Consider the following 18,784-nt stretch of genomic DNA (forward strand, 5'->3'; position numbering starts at 1 on the left):
ACCCGGGTGGGTGGCTGGTCGCGCAGTTCCCCGCGCCCCCAGGACGCTGCAACTACCTCGCCACCGAGACGGTCGGCTCGCCGGACTCCGTCATGTTTTCTGCCAGCTTGAGGGCTTCCTCGATCAGGGTCTCGACGATCTTGGACTCGGGGACGGTCTTGATGACCTCGCCCTTGACGAAGATCTGCCCCTTGCCGTTGCCCGACGCGACACCCAGGTCCGCCTCACGCGCCTCGCCCGGACCGTTCACCACACAGCCCATCACCGCGACCCGCAGCGGCACCTCCATGCCCTCCAGGCCCGCGGTGACCTCCTCCGCCAGCTTGTACACATCCACCTGCGCCCGCCCGCACGACGGACACGAGACAATCTCCAGACCGCGCTGACGCAGCCCCAGCGACTCCAGGATCTGGTTCCCGACCTTGATCTCCTGCGCCGGCGGCGCCGACAGCGAGACCCGGATCGTGTCCCCGATCCCCTCCGCCAGCAACGCACCGAACGCCACCGCCGACTTGATCGTCCCCTGGAACGCCGGACCCGCCTCGGTCACCCCCAGATGCAGCGGATAGTCGCACGCCGCCGCCAGCTTCCGGTACGCCGCGATCATCACGACCGGGTCGTTGTGCTTCACCGAGATCTTGATGTCACGGAACCCGTGCTCCTCGAACAACGAGCACTCCCACAACGCCGACTCCACCAGCGCGTCCGGCGTGGCCCGCCCGTACTTCTCCAGCAGCCGCTTGTCCAGCGAACCCGCGTTCACCCCGATCCGGATCGGCACCCCCGCGTCACCGGCCCGCTTCGCGATCTCCTTGACCTGGTCGTCGAACTGCCGGATGTTCCCCGGATTCACCCGCACCGCCGCGCAGCCCGCGTCGATCGCCGCGAACACGTACTTCGGCTGGAAATGGATGTCCGCGATCACCGGGATCTGCGACTTCCTCGCGATGATCGGCAACGCGTCCGCGTCGTCCTGCGAGGGACACGCCACCCGCACGATCTGACAACCCGACGCGGTCAGCTCCGCGATCTGCTGCAGCGTCGCGTTCACATCCGAGGTGACGGTCGTCGTCATCGACTGCACCGAGATCGGCGCGCCGCCGCCGACCGGCACATTACCCACCATGATCTGACGGCTGATCCGGCGGGGCGCGAGGGGTTCGGGCGGGAGGGACGGTATTCCGAGAGAGACGGCGGTCATGTGCGGAACTCCTCAGCAGAGTGCGTCAGCAGAATTGCGGATGCCAGGTCGCGAGCACCAGGCCGACCTGCTTGAGCGCGCGCAGCGCGCGGGGACCGTTCAGGAGGGTGGCGGGGCGGGCCAGCTCGTACTCCGGCGTGTCGACGACCACGCGCACGGCCAGCAGCGGGAGGCCGTCGGGGACAAGCTCACGCGCGGCGCGGAACGCCGCCGCCGTCTCCATGTCGACGCAGGTCACGCCCGCGCCGGCGAGACGCGCCCGCTCGGCGCCGCGGACCACGTGGTCGCTGGAGTGCAGCACGCCCCGGTGCACGGCCAGGCCGAGACCGTGGACGGCGTCCACCGCCCAGTCGCTCGCCGTGTCCGTCGCGGCCACCCCACGATCGTCGCGCACCTCCGTGGCGATCACGACGTCGCCCGGGCGTATTCCGGGGACCGCGGACGCGCCGAGGCCCGCGAAGACGATGCCGGACGGCGCGTGCGCCCGTTCGGCCAGCGCGCGACGGATGGCGCGCTCCGCCCGTTCGGGGCCCATGCCTGTACGCACCGGCCGCGCCCCCCGCAGCGCGCGCGCCTCGATGCCGAGGGCGCACGCCACGAGAGGCACGCCGGTTCGGGGTCTCACCGCAACCGCCGCCCGGCGAGGGAGGGCAGCAGCCGGCGCGTGATCGGCACCTCCTGCGGACCGCCGGCGGGGGCCGGCAGCGCCGGGTGGGCGCTCGCGTCGACCTCGCCCGGCGTCAGGTGCGGGGTGCCGTACAGGTAGCGGCCGAGCGCGGTGACCGGGAAGACCAGCCGGTAGAGGTTGTAGTTGATCGAGAAGTCCCACGGGAAGCCCGTCCCGGTGAACTCCGGCTCGTCCCACGTGCCCTCGGGCAGCTGCGTCTCGGCGAGCCAGCGCACGCCGCGGTCGACGCACTCGCCGCTCTCCCCCGCCGCGAGCAGCGCCATCAGCGCCCAGGCGGTCTGCGAGGCCGTCGAGGTGCCCCGGCCGGCCCAGGACTTGTCCTGGTAGGAGCGCATGTCCTCGCCCCAGCCGCCGTCGGCGTTCTGCTTCTCCTCCAGCCAGGCCACCGCGCGGCGGATCGACCGGTGGTCGGTCGGCACCCCGGCCGCGACCAGCGCGGGCAGGACCGAGCCGACGCCGTAGACGTAGTTGGTGCCCCAGCGGCCGAACCAGGAGCCGTCCTCCTCCTGCTCCTTGAACAGCCAGTCGATGCCGCGCCTGGTGCGCGGGTCGTCGGACTTGCCGTCCGCGGCGAGCATCTCCACCACGTGCGCGGTGACGTCCGCCGAGGGCGGGTCGACGACCTCGCCGAAGTCGCAGAACGGGAGCTTGTTCGGCAGGGTGCTGGTGTTGTCGACGTCGAAGGCGGCCCAGGCGCCGTTCTTGGACTGCATGCCGAGCACCCAGTCGATGCCGCGCCGGGTCGCGCCGGCGATCCGGCCGGGCTCGGGGTGGGCGATCCGGCGCAGCGCGAGAACCACCTCGGCGGTGTCGTCGATGTCCGGGTAGTTGTCGTTGTCGAACTCGAAGGCCCAGCCGCCGGCCGGCAGTCCTGGCCGCTGCACGGCCCAGTCGCCGCGGCGCAGCACCTCCTCGCCGAGCAGCCAGTCCGCGGAGCGCACCAGCGCCTCGTGGTCGGCCGGGAGCCCGGCGTCGGCCAGTGCGGTGAGGGCCAGGCAGGTGTCCCAGACCGGGGACTGGCAGGCCTCGATCCAGCGGTGTCCCTCGTCGGTGTGCACGGTGAAGCGGTCGAAGGCCGCCAGGCCCGCCTTCATCACCGGGTGGTCGAGGTCGTAGCCGAGCAGGTGCAGGGCGATCAGCGAGTACACCGCGGGGGGCTGGATGCCGCCCCAGCAGCCGTCCGCCTCCTGGCGCTCCACGATCCACCGGCCGGCCTGCTGCAGCGCCAGCCGGCGCAGCGACTTGACCGGCATCCTGTGGTAGTAGTGCAGCGCCTTGTCGAGCCGGACGAAGAAGCCGTCCCAGGTGTACGCGGGCGCGACCGGGCGGCTCGGATAGGGCTTCTCCGGGTCGGTGTGCAGTTCCTCCAGCTCGAACGGCCCCTTGCGCACCGGCCGGTGAGCCGAGACGACGGTGAGCGGCACGATCGTCTGGCGGGCCCAGCAGCCGAAGGAGTAGATGTTCAGCGGGAAGCCGCGCGGCAGGAAGATGACCTCGGGCGGCAGCTCCGGCAGCCGCTCCCAGGGCCACCAGCCGAAGAGCGCCAGCCAGATCCTGGTGAAGACGCGGGTGGACGCGATGCCGCCCTGCTCCCTGATCCAGCGTGAGGCGCGCTTCATGTGCGGCGCCTCCGGGTCGTCTCCCGCGAGCTTCAGCGCGACATAGGCCTCGACCGTGGTGGACAGCTCCGAGGGCCCCCCGTAGAAGGTGGCCCAGGTGCCGTCCGCCCCCTGTTGCGAACGGATCCAGTCGGCGGTCGCCCTGGTCTGTTCCTCGGTGCGGATGCCGAGGAACTGACGGAGCAGCAGGTCCTCGGCGTCCATGGTGACGTTGGTCTCGAGGTTGCCCTTCCACCAGCCGGCCTCGTCCTGGAGGCTCAGCAGGTGCGCGGTGGCCGCCTCCAGCGTCTTCCTGGCGACCGCCTTGACATCGGCCGGTCCGGCCTCGTCGGCGCCGTCGGTCGTGCTCTCGTGCTCCCCCGTGGTGGTGCTCTCCGCGACCGGCTCTGCTTCGTACTGTGGGTCGAGCCGGCCGTCCGCGGATGCTGTCATCTCGTCACCTCTCCCTGACCACAACGAACTCGGCGAGCGCGGCGAACTGCGCCCGCACCTCCGTCGGCATGGCGACCTCGTCCAGAGCCGCCAGGGCCGTGCTGTGCTGACGGCGGGCCTCCTCCGCCGTCCAGGCGCGGCCGCCCGCCTCCTCGATCAGCGCCGCGCGCACCGCGAGTTGTTCCTCGTCCTCGTGGCCGCGGCCCTCCGGGTCGGCGAGCAGCTCCGCGAGGCGCAGCGAGGCCTTGTTGCCCTCGGCCAGGGCGGCCGAGACCGGGAGGGACTTCTTGCGCTGGCGCAGGTCGCCGAAGTTGGGCTTGCCGGTGACCTCCGTCTCGCCCCAGATGCCGAGCAGGTCGTCCACGGCCTGGAAGGCGAGACCGAGGTGGTAGCCGTAGCGCTCCAGCGCGTCGGCGGAGGCGTCGTCGATACCGGCCAGCACCGCGCCGATGGACGCGGAGACGGCGAGCAGCGCGCCGGTCTTGTTGCCCTCCATCTCCAGGCACTCGGCGACGGAGACGCGGTCGCGGTGCTCGAAGGAGAGGTCCTGCGCCTGGCCGTCGATCAGCTTGCGGGTGGCGGTGGTGAGCCGCCGCACGGCGCGGCCGGCGTCGACCGCGGAGGCGGTGCCGTGGCCGGGGGTCTCCAGCAGGATCTCGTTGGCCAGCGCCATCATCGCGTCGCCGACCAGGATGGCCTGGGCGGGACCGAAGACGGTCCAGACGGTGGCGCGGTGACGGCGGGTCTCGTCGCCGTCCATCAGGTCGTCGTGGAGCAGCGAGAAGTTGTGCACCAGCTCGACGGCGACTCCGCCGGGGACGCCGACGGCGGCCGGGGCGCCGGCCGCGCGGGTGGAGAGCAGCGCCAGGGCCGGGCGGACGGCCTTGCCGCTGTCGGCGTTGGTCGGCAGGCCCTCGGCGTCGGTCCAGCCGAAGTGGTAGGCGGAGACCGCGTCCATGGGCGGGGCGAGCCGGGAGACCGCCTCCCTGAGCACCGGGGTGCACAGGGTCCTGCCGTGATCCAGCAGGGACAGCACGTCGACTGCCTCCACCGTCGGTGCCTGATCGGGGCGCGCTACCACGCTGGTTCCCTCTCCGTTCGCTCTGGTGTGTCGCATCTGTTCGTCGGACTGTTCGTGGTTCGGTGCTTCGGTGCGGACATCGGTCATCGCAGCTCTCCCAGGACGCTTCGGGCCGCTGCGGTACCGCTGCGCACGGCGCTCTCCATGGTTGCGGGCCAGCCGGTGGCGGTCCACGAGCCGGCCAGGTGCACGCCCGGCGTCCGGGTCCGCGCGCCGGGGCGCAGCCGGGCGGTGCCGGGGGCGGGAGCGAAGGTGGCGGTGCGCTCCCTGGTCACGAAGAACTCGGTGATCTCCGCGTGTCTGGCCCTGGGGAGCAAGCGCTCCAGGGCCGGGACGTAGCGCTGCCGCAGCACCGAGACCGGCAGGTCGACCTCGGCCTGCGCGGCGGACTGGGACAGCGCCAGGTACTGGCCGGGCCCCTGGAGCCCGGAGTGCGGGGTGCGGTCGAAGACCCACTGGATCGGCGAGCCGAGCGCGGCCAGGAACGGCTGGTCGAGCACCGGCCGGTCGTAGACCACGTGGACGTTGAGGATCGGCGCGTAGCCGAGGCCGAGCAGCGCGTCGGGCTCGTCGAGGCTGCCGGGCGGGAGCAGGGCGTGCGCGGCGTCCTGCGGGACGGCCAGCACCAGCGCGTCGAGGTCGGCGAAGGTCTCCGCGCCGCCGTCGAGCCGCTCGCCCTCCAGCTGGACCGTGTGCCGTCCTTCGCCGTCGCCGGAGGGCTTGACCTCGACGGCCCGGGCGCGCAGCAGCACCCGCACACCGGCGCGGTCAAGCGCGGCGCGCGCCATGTCGTCGTGGATCCGGCCCAGCGGGACGCGGGCGAAGCCGATGTCGGAGGCGCCGGGCTCGGAGAGCAGCCCGGTCTTGAAGACCATCGCGGCCAGTGCCAGCGAGGACTCGTCGGCCGTGGCGTTCAGGGTGGCGACGCCGACCAGGTCCCACAGCGCCTCTATGGCCCGCGCCGACTGGCCGTGCTCGCGCAGCCAGTCGCCGAAGGAGCGCTGGTCCAGCGCCGGGTCGGCCAGGTCGAGCCGCTTGAGCGCGAGCGCCGCGCGGCCGGTGGCGGCGCGTTCGGTCAGGCTCAGGTGCGGGTATCCGGCCAGGCCGCGGCCCAGGTGCAGCGGCACCGGCAGCGGATCCCTGCGGAGGCTGCCGGCCCGGCCGGTGTTCACGTCGTGCACGGGCACGTCGAGGCGCGGCTGGATCCAGACCTCGTCGCGCACGCCGAGGCGCTGCAGCAGACCGCGGTAGGCGGTGCAGCAGCGCAGGAAGACGTGCTGGCCGTTGTCGACCGTCAGCGCGCCGCGCCGGAAGGAGAAGGCGAGGCCGCCGAGCCGGGGCCTGGCCTCCGCGAGGGTGACGGAGAGCCCCGCGTCGGCGAGGCGAAGCGCGGCGGTGATGCCGGCCAGCCCGCCGCCGACGACCAGCGCCCTCCGTGTGCCCGACCGGTGCGTGCTCGCGCTGCCGCTCACCGGAGCCACCCCCCTTCCTGGTCCCGTACCAGCCGCGACGCAGCGCAGCGACCAGTGGTTCCCCACCGGATCGGGCGGGCAAACGGGATCGACACGAACGGACGGCCTTTCAAGGGGTACGCCCTCCCACCAGGCCGGACAGTGCTACGTAGGCCTTCTCCCAGCCGGGCAGCGAGACCCGGCCGCGCAGCACCGCCTCGGGCTCGGCGATGATCCGCTCCAGCACCCGGCGGTAGATCCCGGCCATCGCGCCGACGCAGGCGCGGCTGCGGCGGTCCAGCATCGGCAGCAGCCGCAGCCCCTCGTCGAAGTACTCCTGGGCGCGCCTGGCCTCGAACAGCACCAGTCCGCGGAAGTCGGCGTCGGCGGGCGGGGTGGTCAGGCCGAAGCCCTCCTCGCAGCCGAACCTGGCCAGGTCCTCGGAGGGCAGGTAGACCCGGCCGATGGAGGCGTCCTCGCGGACGTCGCGCAGGATGTTGGTGAGCTGCAGGGCGAGGCCGAGCGTGTCGGCGTACTCGGCGCCGCGCTTGGGGTCGGTGCAGCCGAAGACCGCGAGCGAGAGGCGGCCGACGGTGCCGGCCACGCAGCGGCAGTACAGGCGCAGCTGCTCGAAGGTGGCGTACTCGGTTCCCCTGACGTCCATCTCCATGCCGTCGATCAGCTCGTCGAAGGCGTCGAGCGGGATCGGGAAGAGGCCGCAGCTGTGGGCGAGGGCGACCTTGACCGGGTCGGTGTCCTCCGGCTCGACCGAGCCCTCGCGGATCGCGTCGAGCAGGGCGCGGGTGCGGCCCAGCTCCTCGAACTTGCGCGCGTCGGACCAGCCGCCGTCGCCGATGTCGTCGATCCGACGGGCCAGGGCGTAGATCGCGGACATGGCCTGGCGCTTGGCCTGGGGCAGCAGTCGGATGCCGTAGGAGAAGTTCTTGGCCTGGCTCCCGGTCACCGCCTCGCAGTACTGGTAGGCCGCTGCCACCTGTGGTGACAGCGGCTCCACCGCCGTGCCCGTCCCCTTGATCTGCGGACTCACCTCATGCCTTTCGGATCACTCTTCGGTTCAGCGCCGCGCCGTGCCGCACTGCTCTGCTCATCCTTGCGCCGCGCGGGCTGCTTCGCGGGAAGCAGCAGGGCCGGGAGCAGGGCTCCGGCCACCTCGCGCAGCAGCCGCCCCTTGCCGGCCTTGGGCGACGTCGCCAGGACGTCGTACCCGGCCGCCTCGACCGCGCCGAGCGCGGCGTACCCGCCCGCCGCGAAGCCGGAGAGCAGCAGCCGGAGCCGCCCGCTCACCGAGGCGAGCAGCGGCGCGCCCTCGTCGAGCAGGGCGCGGGTGCGCTCCGCCTCGAACATGACCAGACCGCGCAGGGCCGTCCCGGCGCGGTCGGCGTCGAGATCGCGCTCGGTGACGCCGAAGCGCTTCATGTCCCGCGCCGGGAGGTAGACGCGCCCCCTGGCCCGGTCCTCGGCGACGTCCTGCAGGTGCTCGACGACCTGCAGCCCGCTGCAGACGGCGTCGGACCAGCGCAGCCGCTCCGGCGTGGCCAGACCGGCGAGCTGGAGCACCAGCCGGCCGACCGGGTTCGCGGACAGCTCGCAGTAGGCCATCAGGTCGTCGAAGGTCTCGTAGCGGGCGACGCGCTGGTCGACCCGGTTGGCCTCGATCAGACCGCGGAAGGGCTCGACGGTCAGGCCGTGCCGGTCGATGACGGGCACCAGGGCCGCGATCAGCGGGTGCCGCGGCGGTGTCGCGCCGGGCGTGCCCAGGACCGCCTCGAAGGCCGCGTCGACGTCCGCGTCGAGGGCGTCGAGCAGGGCGAGCCTGAAGGCGGTGTCGGCCTCGGTGCCGGGCTCGGCGTCCGGGTGTTCGACGCCGAGCAGCTCGGCGGTGCCGCGCGGGTCGGGCAGGTCGCCGTCGCCCGCGTCGTCGACCAGGCGGGCGAAGCCGTAGACGGTCATGAGCCCCTGGCGCATGGCCGGCGGCAGGAAGAAGGGGGCGACGGGGAAGTTCTCCCGCGCCGCCTTGTCGAGCACCGCTCCGGAGGAGCCCACCGAGGCTTCCCCGGCCGCTTGCTCCTCGGACATCTGTTCACCGGACTGCTGTCGACGCACCGTCATGACCGCCACCCCCCCGTTCTACACCGATCTTGACAAGCTGCCCACAGGGGACACGCCTTCGTGCCCGGCCGCCGCTGCCGCGCCCCCGCGCACCGGCCCCATGGATCTTGCTCGTAAGCCTATGACCCGCAGCCTACGTCCCCGCACCGTCAGCCGCCGCGGAGGGTGGTCGCGGCGGCTGTCGGATCGTTATGGATGGTGTCCGGACGGTCTGCCCGGCAGCGCTGGAAGGTCAGCGCTTCTTGGTCCAGTCCTCGTACTCCTTGACGACGTCCTCGGTGGCGCCGTCGGCGCGGATCACGCCGTGCTCCAGCCAGATGGTCCGGTTGCAGACCTCCCGGATGGCGGAGTTGCTGTGCGAGACCAGGAAGACCGTACCGGCTTCCTTGCGCAGCTCGCGGATGCGGTCCTCACTGCGCTTGCGGAAGGCCGCGTCACCGGTGGACAGCGCCTCGTCGATCAGCAGCACGTCGTGGCTGCGCGCCGCGGAGATGGCGAAGCGGAGACGGGCGCCCATGCCGGAGGAGTAGGTGCGCATCGGCAGCGAGATGAAGTCGCCCTTCTCGTTGATGCCGGAGAAGTCGACGATGCCCTGGTACTTCTCCCGGACCTCGGCGTAGCTCATGCCCATGGCCAGGCAGCCCAGCACGACGTTGCGCTCGCCGGTGAGGTCGTTCATCAGGGCCGCGTTCACGCCGAGCAGCGAGGGCTGGCCGTCCGTGTAGATGGCGCCCTGGGCGGTCGGCAGCAGGCCCGCGATGGCGGCCAGCGTGGTCGACTTGCCGCTGCCGTTCGAGCCGATCAGGCCGATCGCCTCGCCCTTGTAGGCGGTGAAGCTGATGCCCCTGACCGCGTGCACCTCGGTCAGCGCCGGGGAGGCCTTGCGGTTGACGATCCGGGACAGCGCGGAGGTCGCGGAGCCCTTGCCGGCTCCGGCTCCGTAGACCTTGTACACGATGTGGACGTTGTCCACGATCACCGTGGGGATCTTCTCGGTGGGAACGGGCGGCGGCCCCTGGGGGTCCAGCACCTCGTCCATCATCTCCTGGTCATCCACGACCGTACTCCTGCTCCGCCTTCCAGAAGAAGACATATCCACCAAGACCGACCAGCACTGCCCAGGCTAGGGCCATCGGCCAGACATGGTGCGGCAGGCTGCTCGCCGCGACCGTGTCGATGAGCGCGTAGCGCATCAGCTCGATGTAGATCAGCGCGGGGTTCGCCTCCAGCAGCGTCGCCGCCCAGTGCGGCAGCTTGTCCGCCACCGTGGAGATGCTCCAGAAGACACCGGACATGTACATCCAGGTGCGGATCAGGAACGGCATCAGCTGGGCCATGTCCGTGGTCTTGGCGCCGATCCGGCCCATGAACATCGCCAGGCCGGCGTTGAAGATCGCCTGGAGCAGCAGCACCGGGATCATCAGCAGCCAGTTCACCGTCACCGGCACGCCGCTGACCAGAACGATCACGGCGAGCACGCCCATGGAGACCAGCAGCTGCTGGAGCTGGTTCAGGGTGACCGTGAGCGGCAGGGCGGCCCGCGGGAAGTGCAGCGCCCGGATCAGCCCGAGGTTGGCGGCGACCGACCGCGTGCCGTCCAGGACGGCCGACTGGGTGAAGTTGAAGATGAAGATACCCGTGCACAGGTACGGGACGAAGTTCGGAATGCCGCGGCTGGTGCCGAGGATCACGCCGAAGATCAGGAAGTAGACGGCCGCGTTGAGCAGCGGCGTCAGGATCTGCCAGACCTGCCCCAGCTTGGAGGACGTGTACTGCACGGTCAGCTTGGCCGTCGCGTAGGCGGTGATGAAGTGCCGACGCGCCCACAGCTGCCGGGAGTACCCGAGAAGCGTGGGCCGCTTGCCGCTGACGGTCAACCCGTACTTCGCGGCAAGCTCCGCGGGGGTCAACCCCGCGTCCGGGTCGGCTGCGCTGGCCGCCCGCTGCTCATACACCGTGGACACGCTACTCCCAAGCCTTCGCCCCACTGGACAGAACGAAACGGTATCGTCTCGTCCTGGGTAGGACGCTAACGGGGGCGACCGACGGAACGCAACCGTTACGTCGCAACGCTGGCGTATCGTGGGGCTCGGAAACCGGAGTCACGGCAGCCACCAGTGCTGACAGGGGAGCATATGGGAACGCAGTCGATGCCCGCCGCAGTGGCCGAACCCGCAGGTCGACCGGTCGCCGGCGGCGAGGCGAAGCGCCCGCCCGCAGGGGCGGCACTGCTGCGCGGCGATGTGACCGAAGCCATTCACGAGGCGGTCTTCGAGGAGCTCGCGACGACCGGCTACGCCCGGCTGTCGATCGAGGCCGTGGCCCGGCGCGCGGGGGTCGGGAAGACCGCCGTCTACCGGCGCTGGCGCTCGAAGCTGCCGATGGTGATCGAGGTCGTCTCCCAGGTCGTCAGCACCGGGATCGTCCTGCCGGACACCGGCTCGCTGGTGGAGGACCTGCGCCTGCTGGTCCAGGTCGTGCACCGGATCCTGCGACACCCGCTGGCCGCGCAGATCGTGCCCGACCTGCTGGCCGAGGCGGCCCGCAACCCCGGCATCGCGGACACCCTGGCGGTGGCGCTGCGCGAGGCCCAGCGGGAGTCCAGCGCCGCGCTGGTGGCCCGCGCGGTGGCCCGCGGCGAGCTGCGCGAGGGCGCCGACCCCGACCTGGCGCTGGACCTGATCGCCGGTCCCCTCTACTGGCACCTGCTGGTCACCCGCGGCCCGGTCACCCGCGACTACCTGGACCGGCTCACCCGGGCCATCGCCGCCGCGCTGAGCGCCGCGTGAGCGGCGCGGGGCCGGTCCGGGACCTGCTCTTCGGGGTGCCGATGCTGGCGGGCGAGCTGCCCGGCTTCGCGGCGGAGGCCGCGCCGGAGGAGCCGTTCCCGCTGTTCCTCGACTGGCTGACGGAGGCGGTCGCCGCGGGCGTGAGCGAGCCGCACGCGATGTCCCTGGCCACGGTGGACCCCGACGGCTGCCCCGACCTCAGGATCGTGGCCCTGCGGGACGCCACCCCCGAGGGCTGGACCTTCGCGACCGGAGCGGACAGCCCGAAGGCCCGACAGCTGGGTGGGCAGCCGCAGGCGGCGATCGGCTTCCACTGGCGCGAGCAGGGCCGCCAGATCCGCGCCCGCGGCCCGGTCGTCCGCGCGGACGCGGCGACGGCCGCGGCGGACTTCCTCGACCGCCTGCCGGGCTCCCGCGCGGCGAGCCTGGTCGGCCACCAGAGCGAGCCGCTGGCCGACCCGTCCGCCCTCCCCGACGCCTTCGCCGCAGCGCTCGCCGTGGTCGAGGCGGCGCCGGAGACGGTCGACCCTGCCCATGCGCTCTTCACCGTCCGCCCGGTCACCGTCGAGTTCTGGCAGGGCGTCCCCGGCCGTGGCCACGTCCGCCTCCAGTACCGCGCCGCCGCCCCGGTCGGCACGGCGGGCGCCTGGACCCGCACCCGGTTGTGGCCCTGACCCACCGAGGCCGCCGACGGACCCGAGGAGCCGCGCGAGAATCCGCCGGCTGCTGCGGACCGCTCTGCGCCCCGGGGGGCTCTCCGCGGGTCGACGGCGCACGCGATGGTCCTCGCGCCGTCCGCCCGACCGAACCGCCTCATCCGCCTCGTCCGCGGAGCCGGACGTCAACGTGGCGCGCCGCCGCGGGGAGACAGTTCCGGGTAAGGGCGAAGAGCCCTGCGCGCCGCCCAGGCACTGAGCAGTCGGGGCGACCACCGGGTCAGCAGCACTCCGACGAGCAGGCCCACGGCGGCCGTCACGGCCGTGGGCAGATAGGCGCCCGCCGCGAGGGCATGCGGGGCTTCGTCCACGTCGGCGGTCGCCCACAGCACCGGCACGACGGCCGGCAGCAGGCAGAGCGCCCACCACGGGTACGCCCTGCGTCCACGCCACAGGCCGAACACACCCCAGAGGATCAGCGGGAGCCCGGCCACCACTCCCAGCAGGGCGTTGCCGATGAACACCCCGTCCCAGTAGCCGGGATAGTCCGGCCCGTGGACCACCGCGCCGGAGGAGTCCCGCCGCAGGTCCATCCGCCAGCCCTGCCGCACCGTGCCGACGGAGACCGGCTCCCCGACCGCCAGGCCGTCGAAGGACGCTGGCGGGTGCCACAGGTTCATCCTGGCGGATGTGCCGTCGTCCATGGTCAGAGTGACCCGTGTCGTGGGATCCACCCCGTCGGGCGGCTGCACCCCGGTGACCTGGGCCGACTGCCAGGCGTAGCAACCGTTCGCCGGGACCGTCTGTCCGGCCGGACAGGGCTGCGCCTGCCGGTACGTCCGCAGCAGGGCGTCCTGCTCCCCCACGAACCGCAGCGCGGAGCCGAACCATCCCAGCACCAGCAGCCCGACCAACAACGGCGCAAGATGCCCCCAGCGCCACCCGACAGCTCTCTCCCCCATAGCCCTTGAGGGTAGGGACGGGCCTTCGGCCTGTCAGCACCACGGGCACGGGGCTCTGCTGATGCTCGGTCCCTCCTCCAGACTCCGGCATGGAGGCGCTTCGTGCGTGGGCGCGGGCCCCCCATGGGGATGGCCCTGCGCGCCCCGGACCATCCGCACGCACGTGGCCGGTCGCGCAGTTCCTCGCGCCCCTGGAGGTGCAACCGAGCCTTTGGCGTTACTGCTTCGTCCAGCGGTCGCGGCCGTCGGAGCCGGCGGTGCAGGTGAGCTTGGCGCCGTTGGCGCCCGTCGCCGTCGCGCCCGTGGTCGCGCAGAACTGGCCCGCCACCGCGGACGCGGACGGGCTCACCGCGGAGGTCCAGCGGTCCTTACCCGCGGAGTCCTTCTGGCAGGTCATCGCCACGCCGACCTTCGTCACCCCCTGCGCGCCCGCCGGCGCGCAGTACGCGCCGGGGGTGACCTGCTTCTGGATGGCGGTCGAGGTCGGGTTCGCCTTGGCCGAGATGCTCGCCTTGACGCTCGCCAGCGCGCTCGCGCCCGCGCTCGACGCACGGGCCTCCGCGCTGGCCACGGCGCTCTTCGCCGCTGAGGCCAGCGCCGACGCCTTGCCGCTGGCAACGTTCGACACGGCGTTCTTCGTGCTGCTGGAGCAGCCCGCCGTGCCGGCGAGCGTCGCCGCGGTCAGGCCGCAGAGCAGGAGCATGGTCGGGCGCCGGGAAGTGAGCATGAGGGAGTGCCTCTCGTCGCGAGCCGCCCGCGAGCGCGTGCGCAGCGGGCCTACCACTCCGAACGTAGGAGCGACAGCGCGGACCCGCCTCCCGCACTAGCCTGATCGCGTGATCATCAGCTGATGCCGCCGCCCCGCGCGGGTCTTCTCTTCTCCGACCCGCGCGCCCACACTGGCGCGCATGCTGACGCTGCAGGAGATTTCCGACCGCCTGGAGATCCAGGAACTCTTCGCCCGCTACGCGCACGCCGTCGACAGCCGCGACTGGGCCGCGCTCAAGGAGGTCTTCACCGAGGACGCCGTCGTCGACTACACCGCGATGGGCGGTCCGGCCGGGACCGTGCCGGAGATCTGCGCGTTCCTGGAGTCGGTGCTGCCGATGTTCCCGGCCACCCAGCACCTGGTGGCGAACATGCTGGTCGAGATCGACGGCGACCGGGCGACGGCCAGGACCATGTGTCACAACCCGATGCCGCTGCCGGACGACGGCGGACTGCTCCAGTGTGGACTCTGGTACATCGACAAGCTGGTGCGCACCGAGGTGGGGTGGCGACTCGCGGAGCGCGGCGAGGAGAAGGCGTATCAGGTCGTGCTGAAGCAGGCCACGGCGGAGTAGCCGGAGCGGCTCCGGTCCGTCGTGGCCTGCTCGGGCCGTCGGCTACTTGCTCCGGCTGCCGAAGAGCGAGCGGCTGAGCCGCCGCAGCGGCGCGAGGAGCACCGTGCGGGAGAAGCGGTTCGGGCGCGCCGGAGCGGAGGGCGTGCCGAGGCCGCGCGGCGTCAGCTCCCTTATCAGGCCGACCGCCTCGGCGACCTCGACCTGCGGGAGCGCGGGCGCGCCGAGCACCGCGAGGTGCCGGTCGAGCCGACGGCTCGCCGCACCCGTGCCGCACTGGACGGCCGGAATGCGCGGCCGACTGCGCAGGTGTTGCGTCTGTTCCATGTCCCACCCCTTGGAAGGCACCAGGGCCGTGGTGCGAAGCCTATCCGCCCCGTGAGGTCGGTGTGCAACTGTCCGTCCAGTTGCAGAGCGTACCCCGCGGCACTGACACCTACTCAGGCGGGGTTGCCCGCACCGGAAGTCGTTGCGGGTGGGGCCTGTGTGACGGTTGTGTCGGCTGCGAGCGGAATCGACTGCGGCAGGACGACGGAGAGACCGAGCCCGGAGAGCCCCATGCCGACGAGGAGCAGCAGGACCGCGACCACGCCCCAAGCGCCGAGCGAGCCCCAGTGGACCCGGCCTCCGTAGCGAACCAGTCCGACCAGCCCGAGGAGGCCGGTCACGATCAGCGCCGCCATGCCGTGCCGGACCCGGTGCAGCTCCCGCTCGCGCACGGCCATCAGCATCGCCGCGCCGAAGGTCAGCGCGAAGGCCGCGAGCACCCGGACGTCCAGCCTGCTGACCGCCCAGGGCCAGTGCCGAACCGCCCAGCCGGGGGCGAGGTAGAGCAGCAGGCCCAGCAGGCCGAGGAAGGCGCCGGAGCAGAAGGTCGGCAGGGCGATCCACCAGGGCATCGGGTCCGGACGCTCAGGCTCGGCGCCCTTGGTCCAGAACCACTGCGCGCCCAGTCCGACCGCGCCGACCAGCGGCGCGACCAGGTGCACGGCGAACCAGCCGAGGGCGGCCAGCACCGCGACGAGCGCACCGCCCCTCAGGTGCAGCGTGCCGTGCTCCAGCAGGATCGCGGCGAGCATCAGGAGCATGAAGAGGGAGGAGCTGAGCACGCTGACCCGGGCGTGCGTCCACCCCCTCGCCCGCGCACCGCAGAGCCAGAGCATCGCGCAGCTGCCCGCGTAGCCGGCGCCGATCAGGGTGGCGCTGACCGGGGACATGGTCCAGGCGAACAGCACCCCGGTCTGCGAGGAGGCGAGCGTGAGCAGCAGGGCCGCGTACGCGGCGCCGAGGGTCAGCGGCACCACCATCGCGAAGCGGACCACCGGGCTGAGCGGCTTGCCGGTCGGCCAGGCCTGCTGCGGCTGCGCCGACTGCGGCTCCATGCCTGCCCCCTTGTTAGACGTGGCGTCAGCATAGGGCGGCGCCCGGCCGCTGTCAGCCCTCGCGCATCGCCCTGATTTTCGGCGCCCGGCTCTTCGGCGAGTCCAGACTGAAGCCGCGGGCATCGCCGAGCTCGTCACGGACGAAGGCCTCGGTCCGGGCGAGCGCCTCCTTCAGCGCCGCGTCCTGCGGCACGAAGAGCTGGTGCACGATCTCGCCGGCCGCCGGGTCGAACTCCCAGAAGCCGACGATCCGGCCGCGGTCGGTCACGAGGTGGCACTGCGGGTCGACGTCGCCGCCGAAGACCCGGCCCTGCTTGGCGCCGGGCACCGGCCGCTGGGCGTCGGCCGGGTCGATCAGACGCGGCAGCGCACGGTGCAGCAGGTGCAGGCCGTCGATCCCGGCGAGCAGGGCGTAGTGCGGCTCCTCGGGGCGGCGGTAGGCGGCGAACTCGTCAGCCAGAGCGGACGGCAGCAGCAGGTCCGTCCCCTGGACCGGGACGAGGCCGAGGGGCGCGACCGCGGCCTTGGCCCGCGCCGCGGTGAAGCCCGAGAACCACCGGAAGTGCCCGAGCGTGGCCGGCCCGGCCCAGTCGAAGTACCGACGGGCGAGCTCGACCTCGGGCTCCGCCACGGCGACCGGCGTGCGCAGCCAGCGGACGTAGCCGTAGCGCTGCTGGTCGAGCCTGCCGTTGACCGGCACGCGGCGGATCTCGCCGCTCGCCTGGAGCAGGCCGAGGGCGAGCGGGAGGGTGGTGCCGAGGCCGCGCTTCTTCCCCGCCTCGCCCAGGTTCCGCACGGCTCCGCCCACGGCATCCTTGATCGCGGCCGGGTCGAGCGCCCCCTCGGCCCCCTCCAAGGCCGCCAGGACCGCCGCACACAGCGTGTCGATCTCGGCCTCGCGCACGCGGAGGTGCTTTCCGGCCGCGGCCAGCTCACCCGCGGGCGCGCCCGCGCCGACCGTGAGCCCGAGCGCGAAGTCGGCGGCGGGGAGCACGTAGGTGCAGCCGCGCGCGGACGGCAGCTCGTGGATCTCCACGGCGGCGACGGCGGCGTCGACCTGCGCCCGGGTCAGCCCGGCGCGGGCGAAGAGCCCCAGGTAGGGAGCCGCGCCGCCGACCGAGCGGGCCCAGCCGGTGCGGGCCAGCACGGTGGCCGCGTCGCTGCCCAGCAGCGAGCCGTCGAGCCCCTGGCGGTGCGCCCACCAGGCGCGGAGGCGGGCGGGATCGAGCAAGGAGGTCATGCCGGTCAGTATGGCGGGCTCCACCGACAGCACCCCGCAAGAAAACATGAGAAGTGCTCGCATTAGTCTTGCGTCCGCTCGCGCACCGGAGCATGATCGGCGGCCATCCGCCCCATTCGCCCCGGACCCCGGAGGTGCCCTTGCGTGCCCGCCGCCGCTCGACCGCCGCCCTCCTTCTCACCCTGGCCGCCAGCCTGGCGCTGCCCGCGGCCGCCCCGGCCTACGCCTCCTCGGCAGCGGGCCCGGCCTCGGACTCTGCCCCGGCCGCGGCCGCCCGCTCGGTGCAGGGCTCCTTCGCCGGCTTCACCGACGCCCGGGGCCGCCTGCTCGGGCTGCGCGGCTTCAACATCGACAAGTACGACGAGACCACCCCCGCCGACGTCCGCGCCATCGCCGCCCAGGGCTTCGACCTGCTCAGGCTCGACATCACCTGGGCGCGCCTGGAGCCGCAGCGCGGGCAGTACGACCTGGCCCAGTTCCGCAAGCTGCGCGCGCTGATGGACGCCGCCGACCGCTACGGGCTGCGCGTGGTGGTCGACTTCCACCAGGACGTCTTCGGCCCCGCGTACGGCGGCGGCGACGACGGGGTGCCGGTCTGGGCCACCCGCGACGACGGCCTGCCCTTCGTCGCCGACCCGGACGACTGGTTCGCCGGCTACTTCCAGCCCGCCGTCCAGCGCGCGTTCCAGCACCTCTACGACGACCCCGACCTGCGCCGCGACCAGGCCGACTTCTACGCCAGGGTCGCCCGCGAGCTGGGCGGCCACCGCTCGCTGCTCGGCTACGACCTGTTCAACGAGCCGAGCGGCCCGATCGCCGGCGACCCGACCGACCCGGCCGTCCAGGTCGCCGCCTCCGCGGCACTGGAGCAGGGCCGGCTGGCGGCCATGTACCGGCGGCTGATCGCGGCGGTGCGCGCGGTGGACTCCACCTCATGGCTCTTCGTAGAACCGACGGTCCTGGTCGGCGAGGGCGTTCCGACGCGGCTGCCCGGCTTCGTCGACCCGCGCCGCGGCGGCGCCAGGATCGGGTACGCGCCACACTTCTACGACACCGCCGTGGAGAACGGCCAGGACTGGGACCCCGCCGACGGCTTCGTGCAGAACTACGTCGCCGCGATCACCGCGTACCCGGCGGCGCACCGGATGCCGGTCCTGGTCGGCGAGTGGGGCCCGCCGAACGCCGACCGGCCCGGCAACACCGAGCTGATCGCCCGCCAGGTGGCCGCGATGCAGGGCTTCGCGGCGGGCTGGACCATGTGGTACTGGGGCAAGGGCGTCGGCGGCTACACCCCGGTGGGCCCGGACGGCGCCCCGCACCCGGGCGACGCCCCGGTCTTCGCCCCGTACGCCCAGGCCCTGGCGGGCAGCCCGGTGAGCGAGTCCTACGACCCGGCGACGAGGCGGTACGTCCTCCGCTTCCGGCTCTCGCGAGCCGACGCACCGACCCGGATCGTGCTGCCGCCCTCGGTCTACGGCGACGGTGGCGCGTCGGTCGCCGTGACGGGCGCGGCGTCGCCGGGCATCCGTCTGCGACAGCCGGGCCCGGACCACTACGGCACGGTCGACGTCACGGCCTCCCGGCACGGCGCTGCCGACTCCCTGCTCACGGTCACGATCTCACCGGCCTGATCAGGCAGGGCCTCAGGGGCACGCCGATCCTGCACGAGCAACCAGGCAAGTGCCCAGGGGCGCGAGGAACTGCGCGAGCAACCACCCGGTGCGGATGGCCCTGTTCAGTGAGGACCATCCGCACGCGGGAGGGGGTACCTCCCGGCCGAAGGCCGGGGGATTGTCGCGCAGTTCCTCGCACC

18 protein-coding genes are annotated in these 18,784 nt (G+C 72.8%); 4 read left to right on the plus strand and 14 right to left on the minus strand.

The window, feature by feature from the left end:
- Nucleotides 1-52: 52 nt before the first annotated feature.
- From ispG to BS83_RS16720, 9 genes are all read right to left on the minus strand, one after another.
- Nucleotides 53-1,201, minus strand: a complete 1,149-nt coding sequence (gene ispG / locus BS83_RS16680; RefSeq protein ID WP_037604572.1) for a flavodoxin-dependent (E)-4-hydroxy-3-methylbut-2-enyl-diphosphate synthase — start codon at nucleotides 1,199-1,201, stop codon at nucleotides 53-55.
- Nucleotides 1,202-1,226: 25 nt separating this feature from the next.
- Nucleotides 1,227-1,808, minus strand: a complete 582-nt coding sequence (locus tag BS83_RS16685) for a phosphorylase family protein (protein WP_198035250.1) — start codon at nucleotides 1,806-1,808, stop codon at nucleotides 1,227-1,229.
- A 14-nt stretch (nucleotides 1,809-1,822) separates the two neighbouring features.
- Complete coding sequence (gene shc / locus BS83_RS16690; protein WP_084713585.1) at nucleotides 1,823-3,940, minus strand: squalene--hopene cyclase; 2,118 nt, start codon at nucleotides 3,938-3,940, stop codon at nucleotides 1,823-1,825.
- 4 nt (nucleotides 3,941-3,944) lie between these two features.
- Entirely contained in the window at nucleotides 3,945-5,057 is a 1,113-nt protein-coding gene (locus BS83_RS16695; RefSeq protein ID WP_051945399.1) for a polyprenyl synthetase family protein, read from the minus strand.
- A 47-nt stretch (nucleotides 5,058-5,104) separates the two neighbouring features.
- Nucleotides 5,105-6,502: a hydroxysqualene dehydroxylase HpnE gene (gene hpnE, locus BS83_RS16700; RefSeq protein WP_051943172.1), complete on the minus strand. Its 1,398-nt coding sequence runs from the start codon at nucleotides 6,500-6,502 to the stop codon at nucleotides 5,105-5,107.
- A 100-nt stretch (nucleotides 6,503-6,602) separates the two neighbouring features.
- On the minus strand, nucleotides 6,603-7,520 hold the full coding sequence (gene hpnD, locus BS83_RS16705) for a presqualene diphosphate synthase HpnD (RefSeq protein WP_037604574.1): 918 nt from the start codon (nucleotides 7,518-7,520) through the stop codon (nucleotides 6,603-6,605).
- Nucleotides 7,517-8,569, minus strand: a complete 1,053-nt coding sequence (hpnC, locus tag BS83_RS16710) for a squalene synthase HpnC (protein WP_084713587.1) — start codon at nucleotides 8,567-8,569, stop codon at nucleotides 7,517-7,519. The genes hpnD and hpnC overlap by 4 nt, the downstream gene beginning before the upstream one ends.
- A gap of 265 nt (nucleotides 8,570-8,834) precedes the next feature.
- Entirely contained in the window at nucleotides 8,835-9,644 is an 810-nt protein-coding gene (locus tag BS83_RS16715; RefSeq protein ID WP_051945401.1) for an ABC transporter ATP-binding protein, read from the minus strand.
- A gap of 7 nt (nucleotides 9,645-9,651) precedes the next feature.
- Nucleotides 9,652-10,566 (minus strand): ABC transporter permease, encoded by a 915-nt coding sequence (locus BS83_RS16720; RefSeq protein WP_408641012.1) that lies wholly within the window; start codon nucleotides 10,564-10,566, stop codon nucleotides 9,652-9,654.
- Between the two features lie 186 nt (nucleotides 10,567-10,752).
- Between BS83_RS16720 and BS83_RS16725 the strand changes: the two genes are divergently transcribed.
- Both BS83_RS16725 and BS83_RS16730 read left to right on the plus strand, forming a co-directional pair.
- Nucleotides 10,753-11,391, plus strand: a complete 639-nt coding sequence (locus BS83_RS16725) for a TetR/AcrR family transcriptional regulator (protein ID WP_051945402.1) — start codon at nucleotides 10,753-10,755, stop codon at nucleotides 11,389-11,391.
- Nucleotides 11,388-12,065 carry a pyridoxine/pyridoxamine 5'-phosphate oxidase gene (locus tag BS83_RS16730; RefSeq protein WP_037604576.1) on the plus strand — a complete coding sequence of 226 codons (678 nt, stop codon included), beginning with the start codon at nucleotides 11,388-11,390 and terminating at the stop codon, nucleotides 12,063-12,065. The genes BS83_RS16725 and BS83_RS16730 overlap by 4 nt, the downstream gene beginning before the upstream one ends.
- Before the next feature lie 167 nt (nucleotides 12,066-12,232).
- Here BS83_RS16730 and BS83_RS16735 read toward each other — a convergent pair whose 3' ends face one another.
- Nucleotides 12,233-13,009 (minus strand): hypothetical protein, encoded by a 777-nt coding sequence (locus BS83_RS16735; protein WP_157597206.1) that lies wholly within the window; start codon nucleotides 13,007-13,009, stop codon nucleotides 12,233-12,235.
- 217 nt (nucleotides 13,010-13,226) lie between these two features.
- On the minus strand, nucleotides 13,227-13,736 hold the full coding sequence (locus BS83_RS41875) for a hypothetical protein (protein ID WP_051943175.1): 510 nt from the start codon (nucleotides 13,734-13,736) through the stop codon (nucleotides 13,227-13,229).
- Between the two features lie 181 nt (nucleotides 13,737-13,917).
- Here BS83_RS41875 and BS83_RS16745 point away from each other — a divergent pair, with 181 nt between their 5' ends.
- Nucleotides 13,918-14,352 (plus strand): nuclear transport factor 2 family protein, encoded by a 435-nt coding sequence (locus BS83_RS16745; RefSeq protein ID WP_037604578.1) that lies wholly within the window; start codon nucleotides 13,918-13,920, stop codon nucleotides 14,350-14,352.
- A gap of 42 nt (nucleotides 14,353-14,394) precedes the next feature.
- Here BS83_RS16745 and BS83_RS16750 read toward each other — a convergent pair whose 3' ends face one another.
- From BS83_RS16750 to BS83_RS16760, 3 genes are all read right to left on the minus strand, one after another.
- Complete coding sequence (locus BS83_RS16750; RefSeq protein WP_037604579.1) at nucleotides 14,395-14,676, minus strand: hypothetical protein; 282 nt, start codon at nucleotides 14,674-14,676, stop codon at nucleotides 14,395-14,397.
- Between the two features lie 113 nt (nucleotides 14,677-14,789).
- The gene (locus tag BS83_RS16755; protein WP_037604580.1) at nucleotides 14,790-15,731 is read right to left on the minus strand and encodes a hypothetical protein; all 942 of its coding nucleotides are present in this window, start codon (nucleotides 15,729-15,731) and stop codon (nucleotides 14,790-14,792) included.
- Between the two features lie 52 nt (nucleotides 15,732-15,783).
- Nucleotides 15,784-16,971 carry a DNA glycosylase AlkZ-like family protein gene (locus BS83_RS16760; protein WP_037609222.1) on the minus strand — a complete coding sequence of 396 codons (1,188 nt, stop codon included), beginning with the start codon at nucleotides 16,969-16,971 and terminating at the stop codon, nucleotides 15,784-15,786.
- 140 nt (nucleotides 16,972-17,111) lie between these two features.
- Between BS83_RS16760 and BS83_RS16765 the strand changes: the two genes are divergently transcribed.
- Nucleotides 17,112-18,602 carry a cellulase family glycosylhydrolase gene (locus BS83_RS16765; RefSeq protein WP_037604581.1) on the plus strand — a complete coding sequence of 497 codons (1,491 nt, stop codon included), beginning with the start codon at nucleotides 17,112-17,114 and terminating at the stop codon, nucleotides 18,600-18,602.
- Nucleotides 18,603-18,784 lie beyond the last annotated feature (182 nt).

This window comes from Streptacidiphilus rugosus AM-16 (genome assembly GCF_000744655.1).
In the GTDB taxonomy this organism is placed as follows: Bacteria; Actinomycetota; Actinomycetes; order Streptomycetales; family Streptomycetaceae; genus Streptacidiphilus; species Streptacidiphilus rugosus.

Bases quoted from the DNA above. Each gene is read 5' to 3' on its own strand.
- ispG (WP_037604572.1), bottom strand. From the start codon at position 1,201: ATGACCGCCGTCTCTCTCGGAATACCGTCCCTCCCGCCCGAACCCCTC.
- shc (WP_084713585.1), bottom strand. From the start codon at position 3,940: ATGACAGCATCCGCGGACGGCCGGCTCGACCCACAGTACGAAGCAGAG.
- BS83_RS16695 (WP_051945399.1), bottom strand. From the start codon at position 5,057: ATGCGACACACCAGAGCGAACGGAGAGGGAACCAGCGTGGTAGCGCGC.
- hpnC (WP_084713587.1), bottom strand. From the start codon at position 8,569: ATGTCCGAGGAGCAAGCGGCCGGGGAAGCCTCGGTGGGCTCCTCCGGA.
- BS83_RS16715 (WP_051945401.1), bottom strand. From the start codon at position 9,644: ATGATGGACGAGGTGCTGGACCCCCAGGGGCCGCCGCCCGTTCCCACC.
- BS83_RS16725 (WP_051945402.1), top strand. From the start codon at position 10,753: ATGCCCGCCGCAGTGGCCGAACCCGCAGGTCGACCGGTCGCCGGCGGC.
- BS83_RS16735 (WP_157597206.1), bottom strand. From the start codon at position 13,009: ATGGGGGAGAGAGCTGTCGGGTGGCGCTGGGGGCATCTTGCGCCGTTG.
- BS83_RS41875 (WP_051943175.1), bottom strand. From the start codon at position 13,736: ATGCTCACTTCCCGGCGCCCGACCATGCTCCTGCTCTGCGGCCTGACC.
- BS83_RS16745 (WP_037604578.1), top strand. From the start codon at position 13,918: ATGCTGACGCTGCAGGAGATTTCCGACCGCCTGGAGATCCAGGAACTC.
- BS83_RS16750 (WP_037604579.1), bottom strand. From the start codon at position 14,676: ATGGAACAGACGCAACACCTGCGCAGTCGGCCGCGCATTCCGGCCGTC.
- BS83_RS16755 (WP_037604580.1), bottom strand. From the start codon at position 15,731: ATGGAGCCGCAGTCGGCGCAGCCGCAGCAGGCCTGGCCGACCGGCAAG.
- BS83_RS16760 (WP_037609222.1), bottom strand. From the start codon at position 16,971: ATGACCTCCTTGCTCGATCCCGCCCGCCTCCGCGCCTGGTGGGCGCAC.